At 59.8% G+C, this 12,196-nt stretch carries 12 protein-coding genes; 6 read left to right on the plus strand and 6 right to left on the minus strand.

The window, feature by feature from the left end:
• The first annotated feature begins 101 nt into the window (after nt 1-101).
• Nucleotides 102-1,217: a glutamate 5-kinase gene (gene proB, locus NW818_RS00180; protein ID WP_041436197.1), complete on the plus strand. Its 1,116-nt coding sequence runs from the start codon at nt 102-104 to the stop codon at nt 1,215-1,217.
• A gap of 86 nt (nt 1,218-1,303) precedes the next feature.
• On the opposite strand, the gene raf1 is transcribed toward proB, so the two are convergent.
• The 4 genes from raf1 to infC all read right to left on the minus strand — a co-directional run bounded on the left by raf1 (nt 1,304) and on the right by infC (nt 5,682).
• The gene (gene raf1, locus NW818_RS00185; RefSeq protein WP_011432171.1) at nt 1,304-2,407 is read right to left on the minus strand and encodes a RuBisCO accumulation factor 1; all 1,104 of its coding nucleotides are present in this window, start codon (nt 2,405-2,407) and stop codon (nt 1,304-1,306) included.
• A gap of 164 nt (nt 2,408-2,571) precedes the next feature.
• Nucleotides 2,572-4,518 (minus strand): serine/threonine-protein kinase, encoded by a 1,947-nt coding sequence (locus tag NW818_RS00190; RefSeq protein ID WP_414416977.1) that lies wholly within the window; start codon nt 4,516-4,518, stop codon nt 2,572-2,574.
• Nucleotides 4,519-4,644: 126 nt separating this feature from the next.
• Nucleotides 4,645-5,109: a thioredoxin-dependent thiol peroxidase gene (bcp, locus tag NW818_RS00195; RefSeq protein ID WP_011432174.1), complete on the minus strand. Its 465-nt coding sequence runs from the start codon at nt 5,107-5,109 to the stop codon at nt 4,645-4,647.
• Nucleotides 5,110-5,124: 15 nt separating this feature from the next.
• Nucleotides 5,125-5,682: a translation initiation factor IF-3 gene (gene infC, locus NW818_RS00200; RefSeq protein ID WP_414357186.1), complete on the minus strand. Its 558-nt coding sequence runs from the start codon at nt 5,680-5,682 to the stop codon at nt 5,125-5,127.
• Nucleotides 5,683-5,943: 261 nt separating this feature from the next.
• Between infC and NW818_RS00205 the strand changes: the two genes are divergently transcribed.
• The 5 genes from NW818_RS00205 to NW818_RS00225 all read left to right on the plus strand — a co-directional run bounded on the left by NW818_RS00205 (nt 5,944) and on the right by NW818_RS00225 (nt 10,127).
• A complete protein-coding gene (locus tag NW818_RS00205) occupies nt 5,944-6,264 on the plus strand; it encodes a hypothetical protein (protein WP_414357184.1) in 321 nt (106 codons plus the stop codon).
• A 33-nt stretch (nt 6,265-6,297) separates the two neighbouring features.
• Nucleotides 6,298-7,692, plus strand: a complete 1,395-nt coding sequence (locus NW818_RS00210) for an aspartate ammonia-lyase (protein ID WP_414357182.1) — start codon at nt 6,298-6,300, stop codon at nt 7,690-7,692.
• A 40-nt stretch (nt 7,693-7,732) separates the two neighbouring features.
• A complete protein-coding gene (locus tag NW818_RS00215; protein WP_414418881.1) occupies nt 7,733-8,473 on the plus strand; it encodes a Uma2 family endonuclease in 741 nt (246 codons plus the stop codon).
• Nucleotides 8,474-8,552: 79 nt separating this feature from the next.
• Nucleotides 8,553-9,941: an MFS transporter gene (locus NW818_RS00220; RefSeq protein WP_414423513.1), complete on the plus strand. Its 1,389-nt coding sequence runs from the start codon at nt 8,553-8,555 to the stop codon at nt 9,939-9,941.
• Between the two features lie 57 nt (nt 9,942-9,998).
• Nucleotides 9,999-10,127: a hypothetical protein gene (locus NW818_RS00225; RefSeq protein WP_414423514.1), complete on the plus strand. Its 129-nt coding sequence runs from the start codon at nt 9,999-10,001 to the stop codon at nt 10,125-10,127.
• A gap of 186 nt (nt 10,128-10,313) precedes the next feature.
• On the opposite strand, the gene NW818_RS00230 is transcribed toward NW818_RS00225, so the two are convergent.
• Both NW818_RS00230 and chlG read right to left on the minus strand, forming a co-directional pair.
• A complete protein-coding gene (locus tag NW818_RS00230) occupies nt 10,314-10,775 on the minus strand; it encodes a hypothetical protein (protein WP_414423515.1) in 462 nt (153 codons plus the stop codon).
• A gap of 184 nt (nt 10,776-10,959) precedes the next feature.
• The gene (gene chlG / locus NW818_RS00235; protein WP_414352183.1) at nt 10,960-12,066 is read right to left on the minus strand and encodes a chlorophyll synthase ChlG; all 1,107 of its coding nucleotides are present in this window, start codon (nt 12,064-12,066) and stop codon (nt 10,960-10,962) included.
• Nucleotides 12,067-12,196 lie beyond the last annotated feature (130 nt).

A 12,196-nucleotide genomic window follows, 5' to 3' on the forward strand; every position in this document is an offset into this window, starting at 1 on the left:
ACGGGGCTTGCCGCGCCTTTTGGTCAATACAGCTGCGTCTTGACTCCGCTATGGTGGCGCTATGGTGAATAGAGGGGTGGGAGGATGGGTTGAGAGCGGCGATGGCAACAACAGACGTGACGGTGGTGGTGAAAATCGGCACCTCCAGCCTGACAGATACTCAGACTGGCTTGTTGCGTCTTTCGGTGTTGGGGCCGCTGGTGGAGGTGCTGACCCACCTGCGCAGGCAGGGGTATGCGGTGATCTTGGTCTCCTCTGGGGCGGTGGGGGTGGGCTGTGCTCGCCTTGGCTGGCGGCAACGACCGACGGCTATTGCCGAGAAGCAGGCGGTGGCTGCGGTGGGACAGGGGCGGTTGATCCGCCTTTACGATGACCTCTTCTCGGCTCTGAACCAGCCAATTGCCCAAGTGCTGCTCACCCGCGGCGATCTGGTGGAGCGCAGCCGCTACGTGAACGCCAATCGCACTTTTGCCCAACTGCTGCAGATGGGGGTTATTCCCATCGTCAATGAAAACGACACGGTGGCAGTGGAGGAGCTGAAATTCGGCGATAACGACTCGCTTTCGGCGTTAGTGGCCAGCATGGTGCAGGCCAAGTGGCTTATCCTGCTCACCGATGTGGACAAGCTCTATTCGGCTGACCCCAACCGAGATCCCTCTGCCCAGCCCATTGAGCGGGTGTTGCCCGGGATCCCGCTACAGGTGAAGGCCGAAGCCCAGGGGAAAAGCGGCTGGGGCACCGGCGGCATGGCCACCAAACTGACCGCTGCTCAAATTGCTACAGCTGCAGGGGTAACGGTGGTGATCACCAATGGCAAACGGCCTGAGCAGATCCCGGCAATTCTGGCCGGCGAGGCCATCGGCACCCGCTTTGATCCGGCTCCTCAGCCCGCCAGCGCCCGCAAGCGATGGATTGCCTACGGCCTCATCCCCGAGGGATCTTTGACTTTGGATGAGGGGGCGGTACGAGCGGTGTGCGAGCAAGGGCGCTCGCTGTTGCCGGCAGGGATCACAGCCATTTCTGGGGAGTTTGAGGCGGGGGCTGCCGTGCGCCTGTGCGATCCCAGCGGCCAGGAGGTGGCGCGGGGCCTGGTGAACTACAGCGCCGAGGAGCTGCGGCAGATTAAGGGCAAAAAAACCGCCGAGATTCCCCGCATCCTGGGCTACGAAGGGGTTGATACTGCCGTCCACCGGGATAACTTGGCCTTGCTCAATTGAGGCCATGGGTGAGGCCATGGGGGCGAGTCCAGGCGCGGTGCTCTGCACCACTAGCACGAATGGCTACAACGGCGGGATCCCAACGCCTATTCTTCCAACTGCCAGGGATCCTGAGCCAGCACCTCATCGAAAACCCGCGGGGGGCGCACGGCCATCAGCACCTGGCCCAACAGGGGAGAGGAGGGCGAGTCTTCTATCCACTCCACCGCCAGGGATCCGGCCCGATCCACCAGGAAAAATCCCGCCATCTGAGCTCCCTCCCAAACCCGAGCGGCGCGATCGACCACCAGCAAAACCGGATCCTGTTCTTCACCGGCAGGCACCGGCAAACCCAACAGGGATCCCAAAAGCCGGTTTTCCACCTGAAGGATCACCGGATCCCCGGCCTTTTGAATCACCGGCCAAGCAGGCAAGGCCATCCAAGTCTGCTCCGCCGGGCTGTTGACCCAGCCAAAGGGCCCTTGCGGCTCGCTGGGGGGGATCCCTTCCCAGGCGGCAGTTGCAAGAGGCAGGGATCCGGCCACCGGCAGCAGTCGCGGCAGATCTTCTTCCAAGCGAAACACGGACAGCTTGGGCAAAACGCTGCGTTGGGGGCGGGAGCTGGTGGCAATCGTGGACAAGAGCTGCTCCACCTGTCGGCGGGCTGTATCACTGTGGACATACTGAAATGCTCGACCGATAGCGCGAGTTCGCTCCTGCAGATCGCGGGTTTGCTGGGCCGTCCGCCAGGCTTGATAGGCTACCGCATCGCCGGGGTGATCCGTAAACCCTTCCGGAAGCTGTTGGAGCTGGGCATAATTTTTCACGGCGCGGGCGATCTCATGAGCATCAGCGGCATGCAAATGGCGACTGAAGATAAATTCCGCCACCCGAACCCGATCCTGTGGAGAGAGAATGCGCAACTCGTAGAGGATATCGCTACCTTTGTGGGCAAAATGCTCCAGAACTGCTGGGCTGGCTCCTGCTTTGGCTATCCCTTCGTAAACTTGGGCCGCAACGATGATCTGGTTTTGGTGAATGGGCTCAAACCCGGTTGCCTCGAAGATGGCCTGGGGAGTCATTTTCTGTCGTTGCAAAGCTTGACAGGCCTTGGCCCAATCCAGCCACCGGCCCTCTTTGCGGCGCAGCCGCTCTACCAACAAGCTGGGATCCTCCTCCACAGCAGCAGGTTCCGGCAGATACTGACTCATGCTTGTTCTCCAACAGGCTGGACAGATCACCACTCCCCTGGTCCACAGCCCAGCAGAGCTGGCCGGGCATCTGGCCAAACTTGATCTTCAAACTTGATCTTAGGGCTGATAGCGGTTCTGGCCGAGTCCGGTCGCGACAGCGGGACGGAGTCCTTGGCGAAACTCTAGATCGCTGGGTCGCACAGCATCACCTGGGAAGGCTGTCCACTCACCGGCAAGCAGTTCAGATCCAATTGCCAAAGCTGAGACAGGTGAGATTTCTCTGCTTTGGGCACCTGCAGCCAAATCTTGCCCCTTTGGCCCACCTGCAACACCTGTGAGCCGTTAGGCACAGCTACTTGGGCCAAGGGATCCCCTTTTTCACTGTACAGCCAGAGGGAAGTGGATTGCTCGCCCTCTCGACACAGCAGCAGCACGCCCCAAGGGGCCTTGGCCATCTGGACAGGTTGCCCTTTCAAGAACCAGCGGCGCACCCGCAGCGGATTCACCTGCACCGAGTGGAGATAGGGGCAGCAACCTTGCTGGCCTTCCCTTCCCTCATCTGTTGCCGCAAAGAGCAACCGTTCTCCCAAGCTGATCACCCCCCCTTGGGGATCCAAGGGCAGGCGATGGCGAATGGGCTGGGATCCCGTCTGCAGAGACCAACCGGTTGCGACAGTGGGATGGTGTCCCTTGGGATAGGGCAAGAGGCTCATCTCCACCCACTGCTGCCCCACACCTGTCAACAAAACCAGATGCTCCGAGAGGGCCAGCAAGCGGGACAGGGATCCCTGCCAAGGCCAACGAAAATAGCAGCGGGAATCGGGGAAAGGCTGTGTTCCTGTCGACGTGGCCGGCTGCCATTGTACGGCCCCCAACTCTTGGGCGGTGGCCCAGACCAGCTCCTGTCGCTCTGCCAGCCAGGTGGCCTGCCAATCCTCCTCAAAGCTGAGCAAGGTGCGGATGCGGCTGGGGCTGAGGTGCAAAAGGCTGCTTCGGGAGAAGGCCAGGGCTTCCGGGAAGGTGTTCAAGGGCAGCACCGCCCGAATTGGCTCGTCCAGGGAAAAACGGGCCAAAGCAGGGGATCCCAGGGCAAGGTTCTGGAGCTCCAGCCATTCCAGCCTCTGGGGGGTCACCCGCAACAGCAGCGGGGATCTGGAGCCGCTGGGATCCTCGCAGATGCAGAACTTTTGCTCGGCCAGGAACTCCATCCCGCCAGTGTCAACAGAGCCCAGATCCGGCAGATCCCAAACCTGTACCCCAGGGGGCGGCCATCTGGGCAGGCGAGGGCCAACCCAACAACTGGCCGGCTCTTGCCACTCTTGGGCAACCACCGCCAAAGCCGACCGCATTTGGGCAGCAGTGCGGAACCGCCGCAAGGGCAACTTGCGTAGGGCTATCTCCAGCACCTCCCGCAGCGGGGCAGGGATCCCTTCTGGACAGACAAACGGCTGGTTGAGGTGGGCGTGCATCAACTGGCCGGGAGATCCGGAAAAAGGCCGTCGGCCCGTCAGCAGCTCCACCAGGATGATCCCCACCGCGTAGAGATCGGAAGCGGGACTGAACTGGCCATAAAACCGCTCCGGGGCCATGTAGGCAGGGGATCCGGTGGCGGTGATCTCGCCGGCAGCAGGCTGCAGGCGACGGGCGATGCCAAAATCCGTCAACTTCAGTTGCCAGCCCTGGGGCGTGGGCTTGAGCAGGATGTTCTCGGGCTTGACATCGCAGTGGATCACCCCCTGCCGGTGGGCATGATCTAACCCGGCCAAAATCTGATCCACAAAGCCCAAAACCTGCTTGACCGGCAGCCACAGCCCTTGCTCCACCTGGTCGATCAGCTCCCGCAGCGTGCCTCCCTCGCAGTACTCCAACACCAGGTAGCGACCTTCGCGGGCATGTTCGAGGGCGTAGCAGCGGGTAATGTTGGGGTGGTTGAGGGTGAGCAGATGGCGCAGCTCCCGCAGCAGATTTTGGGTGGGAAAGCGCTCCGCCGGCAGCTCCTTCAGGGCCACCAGGTCTCCTCCTTGACGGGGACGGGCACAGAATACACGCCCGTACTGCCCTTGGCCGGCCAAACCCAACATTTGGTAGCTGTCGTGAATCGACTTGAGGGTACGGCTGCGTCGGGACACGGCCCTAGCCCACGAGGAATCAATACCGGCACTTTACATCTTTTTTTGCTCTTTTCGTTCCCGTCTTGGCTCAGGTTCCAGAACAACGAGCCCAGCAGCAGGTCTGCCGAACTCCCACCGGAAAGCCTAAGAGCCGGTCAACTGCTTGAGCAGCTCCGCTGCGTGGGTTTCCACCTTGACCTTGGTGATAACGGCCTCGATCTTCCCCTCCGGATCAATAACAAAAGTGGTGCGGTGAATGCCGTTGTACTCTTTGCCCATGAACTTTTTCGGCCCATAGACCCCGTAAGCCCTGGCCACCTTGGCCCCCTCATCCACCAACAGGGGGAAGGGCAGTTGCAGCTTCTGGGCAAATTTTTGGTGGGAACGGGCATCGTCGGCGCTCACCCCCAAGATGGCGATGCCGTGGGCTTGATAGTCAGCGTAGGCATCCCGAAAGCCGCAGGCTTCTTGGGTGCAGCCGGGGGTGTTGTCCCGCGGGTAAAAATAGAGCACCACCCGCTGTCCCCGCAACTGGCTCAAGCTGATGGGATTGCCCTCGGCATCGGGCAGGGTGAACTCCGGAGCCGGATCCCCAACGGCAAGGGGCATGGGTGGGATCCCTCCTCAGACCGATTTTTTGGGAGAGAGAATCATCGTGATGTTTCGCCCTTCCTTTTGGGGAGGCTGCTGCATTTCCGCCACGCCCTCCAGGTCTTTGAACAAGCGCTGCAGCAATTCTTCCCCCAGCTCGGCGTGCTGGGCCTCGCGACCGCGGAACATCACGGTGGCTTTCACCTTGTCTCCATCCCCCAAGAACTGCTGGGCGCTGCGCAGGCGGACATGGTAATCGTGCTCGCCGATGTTGTAGCGAAACTTCACTTCCTTGATCTCGGCGGTGTGTTGCTTCTTGCGGGCCTCCCGTTCTTTTTTCTCCTTCTCAAACTTGAACTTGCCGTAGTCCATGATGCGGCAGACGGGCGGATCGGCCTTTTCGCTCACCAAGACCAAATCCAGATCTTTTTCTTCTGCCAGGCGCAGGGCCTCGCGCGGGCTCATGATCCCCAACTGGGTGCCGTCGGTATCGATGAGGCGGATTTTGGGGAAGCGGATGCGCTCGTTGATGGCCGGCAGCTCTGCACGCTGCTTGCGGGGGAAGCGGTCAAGTGGACGCTCTACGGTCAAGTTTTCCTCTCTGAACGAAATGAACAGCACAAAACCCATGCTAAGTAGAAGCAAGCCCCCTAGGAGCAGTGCCGACCCGTGGATTTGAACTTATCCAATCAAAGTCGGCTATCGGCCCGCAGGCTAAGGCATGCTGCACCTATACTAACCGGCATTTTCTACCTCCTTCTAGAGCTATCAAGAGTTGTCAAGGCCCGCTCACTTGGGGATCCTGCCAGATTGGGGCAACAACCGCGGTAGGATACCAAAGTGGCGATCCTGATGGGATCAAAGGTTGTTTGTCGGCCAGCAGGGAGGGCAGAAGCGGTGCAGCTCGGTTTAACGGAACGGGAACTGACAGAGTTGGCCCAAAAGTCGGTTCAGCTCATCCTGAGCCCGCGGGAAGGAGATAGCGAGGCGCTGATCCAGTACAAGTCTTCGGCGGAATTTCGAGCAGGGGTGCACCTGGCCTGTGCGGCCATGGTGTTGGTCTTGGCCGAGAACAACGAGCGCCTCGGCCAACAGTTGCTGGCCACTTTACAGAACTTACAGAAAGGATCCCCGGCCCTCGAGACACCCTCGGAGGGGACTACCGGAAGTTAGCCCAGGGATCCGCAAACGGGAGAGGAGAACGCCTTGGCCGAGGTACGCAGCGAGCGGGACTCGATGGGGGAGCGGCAACTGCCGCAGTCGGTTTATTACGGCATTCAAACCGTCCGCGCCCTAGAGAACTTTCCCATCAGCGGCCTCAAGCCCCTGCCGGAGTATGTAGAAGCCTGCGTGCTGATCAAAAAAGCGGCGGCAGAGGTCAATGGAGAGTTGGGGTGCATTCCGGCAGAGGTGGCCAAGGCGATTGTGCAGGCGGCGGATGAGATCCTACAGGGATCCCTGCGGGATCAATTTGTGGTGGATATCTACCAAGCAGGGGCAGGCACCTCTCACCACATGAATGTCAACGAAGTGTTGGCCAACCGCGCCTTGGAGATCCTGGGGGAGCCCAAAGGCTGCTACCAGCGGGTCAGCCCCAACGATCACGTCAACTACGGCCAATCCACCAACGATGTCATTCCTACCGCCATTCGCCTGGCTGCCCTGCTGCGGGTGCGGCGGGATCTGCTGGGCACTCTAGACAATTTGGTGGCAGCCCTCGAGCAGAAGGCAAAAGACTTTCACGGGATCCTCAAGGCCGGTCGCACCCATTTGCAGGATGCGGTGCCGGTGCGGCTGGGGGACAGCTTTGGCGCCTACGCGGCCATCTTTGCCCAACACCGTCGGTGGATCGAGGAGGCCAGCCAGGCCCTGTGCAGCTTGGGGTTGGGGGGAAGCGCTGTCGGCACCGGCCTCAACACCCATCCCCAGTATCGGCAGCGGGTGGTGCAACGGCTGGCGGAATATACTCAGCTACCCCTGACCCCTGCCCCCCACCTGATGGCGGCGATGCAGAGCATGGCCCCCTTTGTGCATCTGTCGGGATCCCTGCGCAACTTGGCCCAAGATGGCATCAAGTTGGCCAACGACCTGCGGCTGATGGATTCCGGCCCCAAGACCGGCCTCAAGGAGATCCAACTCCCCCCGGTTCAGCCCGGCTCTTCCATCATGCCCGGAAAGTATAACCCGGTAATGGCCGAGATGCTGAACATGGTCTGCTTTCAGGTGATCGGGCTGGATACCGCCATCACCCTCTGTGCTCAGGCGGGGCAATTTGAGCTGAACGTGATGATGCCCCTCATTGCTTATGACCTCCTGCACAGCCTACAGATCCTAAACAACAGCCTGCGGGTCTTCACCGAGCGCTGCATTCAAGGCATCACCCCCCAACCGCAGCGATGCCGCGGCTACGCGGAAGGGACGCTGGCTTTGGTGACTGCTCTCAACCCCTACATCGGCTACTTACAAGCGGCAGAGGTGGCCAAGGCTTCTCTGGAAACCGGCCAGCCCATTCGACAGATTGTTTTGGAGCGCAACCTCATGACCCCAGAGCAGGTGGCGGAAGTGCTGGATCTAGAAGCCATGAGCCAAATGCAGTCCTAACCCATTCGCTACAGTGGAGGCATACTGCTCCTGCCCGGCCATGACCATTACCCCCTATCGCTGGCCCACCCAGCACGACTTGCCCGATACAGACGACACCCCCTTGGACAACGAGGATCAAGGCCGCCAATACCCCCTCCTCCGGGAACCGCTGCTGCTGCACTGGTCAGATCGGCAAGACTTTTTTGTGGCTTGCAATATGGGCCTTTACTACGCCCTACCCCGGCAGGTCATTGTTCCAGATTTGTTTCTGGTGCTGGGGGTTCCCCGTTGGCGGGATGGCACTGCCCGCAAAAGTTATGTGGTTTGGGATGAAGGGAATATCTTGCCTATTCTCATCTTGGAGATCATCTGCAACGACCAGGGGGAAGAAAAACCCGGACAAGCCAAATTCCAGCTCTACGAAAGGCGGCTGCGGATCCCCTACTACGTCACCTTCGAGCTAGAGACCGATGAGCTGAATGTTTATCAACTCCAGGGCGGACACTATGAGCTGCTCCCCGGCTCAGGCGCTGGAGAACATCCCCCCATTCTGTTGCCCGATTTGGACTTGAGTATCGGTCGGTGGTGGGGATCCTACGAGGGGCGAGAACGCTTTTGGGTGCGCTGGTATGATAGGGCAGGGCAATTGTTGCCTACGGGAGCTGAACTAGAACGGCAGCGGGCTGAATTGGAACGGCAACGGGCTGAATTGGAACGGCAGCGGGCAGAATTGGAACGCTCCCGAGCCGAACGACTGGCCCAGCGGCTACGGGAACTGGGAGAAGACCCTGAATTTTGATCAGCTTTTCCAGGGATCCCCAAAAAAGAAATCTCCACCTACCCCCTACACTGGAATCCTGGCATTCCAGGGGGACATGATGACCAGACAGCGACTCAGTTTGTGGACGAAGCTGGCCTATGGGGTGGGGGATCTGGGCACAGGCATGACGGCCAACATCCTCATCTTTTTCCTGCTGCCCTTTCTCACCAATACCGTTGGCATGTCGGCAGGCCTAGCCGGCAGCATCTACGCCATCACTCGCTTTTGGGATGCCATCAACGATCCCATCATCGGCATTCTCAGCGACCGCACCCGCACCCGTTGGGGCCGTCGCCGCCCCTGGCTGCTGTTTGCAGCCCTCCCCTTTGGCCTCACGTTCCTGGCCCAGTGGTGGATCCCTTTTCCCGGTCGGATTGGCCCCCTGTTTGCCTACTACCTGGCGGTGTCGCTCTTGTTCAATACCTTCTACTCTGCGGCCAATATTCCCTACGCCTCCCTGACAGCGGAGCTGACCCAGGATTACGACGAGCGCACCCAGCTCAACCAATTCCGCTTTGCCTTCTCTGTAGGGGGCAGCATGGTTGCGGTGGTTACCTTTCCGCTTTTGGTCAACCTGCTGCCGGATCGGGCTGCCGGCCATCTGCTGGCCGGAGCCTGTTTTGGAGTGATCTCGGCTGTGCCCTTGCTGATCTGTTTTTGGGGGGTGCGAGAACGGTATCAATTCCAACGGGATCCCATGCCCCTGGTTCAACAACTGCGGGTGGCCTTCAGCAACCGCCCCTACCTGTTTGTCAGCGGCATCTACCTGTGTTCTTGGCTGGCGTTTCAGTTCACGGCCACGATCATCCCCTACTTCATCGTCTTCTGGATGGGCCTGCCGGAGGTGTGGATTTCCTTGGTGGTACTGGCGGTACAGGGGATCGCAGTGCTGACGCTGTTTGGCTGGACCCAACTGAGCACCCATCTGGGCAAGCGCACCATGTACCTTATCGGGGCGGGGTTTTGGCTGATCTCGCAGGCGGGCCTGTTTTTCCTCCAGCCCGGCCAGCAAGGGATCATGATTAGGCTGGCTCTGTTGGCCGGCATTGGGGTTTCTGCTACGGCCTATCTCGGCCCTTGGTCCATGTTGCCGGATGTGATCGATCTGGATGAACTACAAACCGGGGAGCGGCGGGAGGGGATCTTCTACGCTTTTATGGTCTTCTTACAAAAGGTGGGCCTGGCGCTGGGACTGTTTTTCGTGGGGCAAGCTCTGGATTGGGCCGGCTTTGTGCCTTCGGTGGCCGGAGAGGCCCTGCCCATCCAGCCGGAATCGGCTTTGTTGGCCATCCGCATTGCCATCGGCCCCTTACCGGCGGTGGCCCTGATCGGCGGGATCCTGCTGGTGTGGTTCTACCCAATCACCCGGCAGCGTCATCAGCAGATCCTGATGGAATTGGAAGAAAGACGGCAACAATACCACCCCAGCACCGAAAGATCTCCTTAGACCGCAAAATAGGCTACGGTTTCTAGCGGCAGAGCAACTGGCGCAATTGCGGGGGTTTTGATCTTCGGCCCAGGCTACTCCTCTCTCAGCCGCCTGCACGATTACCCCATCAATAGCCTGAAAATCGATCGCTCCTTCATCTCGCGCTTGGGGCCGAATGAAGAAAATGCCGAGACCATTGCCTGATCATCACCTTGGCCCGCAGCCTGGGAATGGATGTCACTGCCGAGGGGATCGAAACCCTACAGCAACTGCACCAATGAGGCTGTTGAACTGCGAGTATGGCCAGGGCTATTTCTTCGCCAAACCTCTCTATGATGCAGAGCAAATGCTGCGGTTGCAACTGGACAAGAGGTGAAGGGATCCCTGCCCTCAGTCTAGGATGATGCGCAGGCCGCTACCCGAGGGAGTCGCCGGTTCAGGGTTGGGCACAATCCGCAGCCCACTGCCGGAGGGCCGGGTCACCGTGTTGTCGATGTTCACAAGGAAGGTGTTGGATTGGCCGTCCCGCTCATACACCACCACGTCGTTGCGGTTGAACTGGGAGCGACAGATGATGGGGGAGTTGTCGGCAGCAGTAGCCGCACTGCAGCGGTAGCCAGGGGCAGAGACGATCTTGCCTTCTCCATCGATGGAAAAAGGAACTGCAGAGGGCAAGATTGGAGAAAAGACCGGCTGGTCGGGATTGAGGATCACCGAGCCACCTGTGCTGGGTTCTACCACGATCCCCCGCCCGTCGATGACGATCCGCTGCGCTTGGGCGGGAGAGACGGCCAGCGGCCCCAAGAGCAAAGCCAGGCTTAGGCCGAGTTGGAGGGGAAACAACAGCTTCATTGGATATCTCCTTTGGCCCAGGGCCATAACAGCTTCCAGGGATCCGCCAACGATCCTTGCAGGGGATGGATCCCTGGCTCAACTTAACTTGATCTTGACTTGATCTTGGCCCAGATGTCGGGCCGAACCCAGGGCGGAAGCCGTCACCTCTGTTGCCAAGATGGGCACTTTGCCGTCGGCTCGACTACCACAGCCCCGAGCGGCCCAACGCCAGCCCGACCACCAACATGCCCAACACCAAAAAGGGCTGCGCGCTGGCTTGGTATTTCACATCGTTGTTCAAAGGATCCCGCAGCAGGTACATATCTTGGAAGGTTATTTGCGGGATGATCAGCAGCACCAAAAGGGCCGCGTAAAGTTTTAGGCCCGCCCCCAGCAAAAACGAGGCCATGCCGAACTGGAACAGGTCGATCATCAGCACCGAGATCCAAGCGGCCCCCATCGCCCCAAACATCACCGGCAAAGAGGCCAAGCCAAACTGCCTATCCCCCTCGATGCTTTTGAAATCGTTGACCACAGCAATCCCCAGCCCGGCCAAGCTGTAGATCAGCGTCAGGATGCAGACCGTCCAGTTCAGCTCGCCAAACAAGGCGTGACCTGTCCACCAGGGCAGGGCGATGTAGCTGGCGCCCAGGGCGTAGTTGCCCAGCCAGCCGTTGCGCTTGAGCTTCAGGGGCGGCGCCGAGTAGATGTAGGCAATCAGGGCTCCTGCCAGCGCAATGCAGGTGATCACCGGGAAGTCATGGCCCGTGTACCAGTCCAGAGCGTAGGCCAAGCCCAACCCCAAGATCAGCAGCACCCAGATCTGGATAACCACCCGCTGCAGAGAGATGGCCCCCGAAGGGATCGGGCGGTAGGGCTCGTTGATGGCGTCGATCTCGCGGTCGTAGTATTCGTTCACCGTTTGGGTATAGCCCGTCATCAGGGGGCCCGCCAGAATCATGCCCACCAAAATGAGAGCCACATTCTCCCAAGTCCAGGTGAAGTGACCGGAAGATGCCGCCCCCGGAATCAGACCCCACACCAAAGGGATCCAGGTGACAGGCTTCATCAGTTGCAAGTGCAACTGCCAAATGGAGCGAGACTCCACCTCTGCTCCTTTCATGCCCAGCAGTTGACGGACACGCTGCGCATTCGACCCGCCGGTGCCAGGGGATCCCTTGCCGGGATCCGAGTCTGGGGTGGTTTCTTCCGCAGTAGCTCCTACCTCCTCTAAACTGGGCTCTGCAGCAAAGGCCATCTCAGCCGCCACTTCCGGCAAGGAGGGATCTTGAGGGATCTTTTCGCTCATGGTGGGATGCGCAATCAAACTGCAATAACGGGGATAACCACCCCCATTCTGAGACATCCTAGCCGGATTGCTCAAACAAGAGGAAAGAGTCAGAAAGTTTAAAGTCAGCTAGAAATCGCAGGAGCCCCGC

The organism is Synechococcus sp. R6-5, assembly GCF_047461775.1.
Taxonomy (GTDB): Bacteria; Cyanobacteriota; Cyanobacteriia; order Thermostichales; family Thermostichaceae; genus Thermostichus.

Coding starts and splice junctions, on each gene's coding strand:
- NW818_RS00205 (WP_414357184.1), top strand. CDS start 5,944: ATGGGATCAAAGGTTGTTTGTCGGCCAGCAGGGAGGGCAGAAGCGGTG.
- NW818_RS00220 (WP_414423513.1), top strand. CDS start 8,553: ATGACCAGACAGCGACTCAGTTTGTGGACGAAGCTGGCCTATGGGGTG.
- proB (WP_041436197.1), top strand. CDS start 102: ATGGCAACAACAGACGTGACGGTGGTGGTGAAAATCGGCACCTCCAGC.
- raf1 (WP_011432171.1), bottom strand. CDS start 2,407: ATGAGTCAGTATCTGCCGGAACCTGCTGCTGTGGAGGAGGATCCCAGC.
- NW818_RS00215 (WP_414418881.1), top strand. CDS start 7,733: ATGACCATTACCCCCTATCGCTGGCCCACCCAGCACGACTTGCCCGAT.
- NW818_RS00230 (WP_414423515.1), bottom strand. CDS start 10,775: ATGAAGCTGTTGTTTCCCCTCCAACTCGGCCTAAGCCTGGCTTTGCTC.
- bcp (WP_011432174.1), bottom strand. CDS start 5,109: ATGCCCCTTGCCGTTGGGGATCCGGCTCCGGAGTTCACCCTGCCCGAT.
- chlG (WP_414352183.1), bottom strand. CDS start 12,066: ATGAGCGAAAAGATCCCTCAAGATCCCTCCTTGCCGGAAGTGGCGGCT.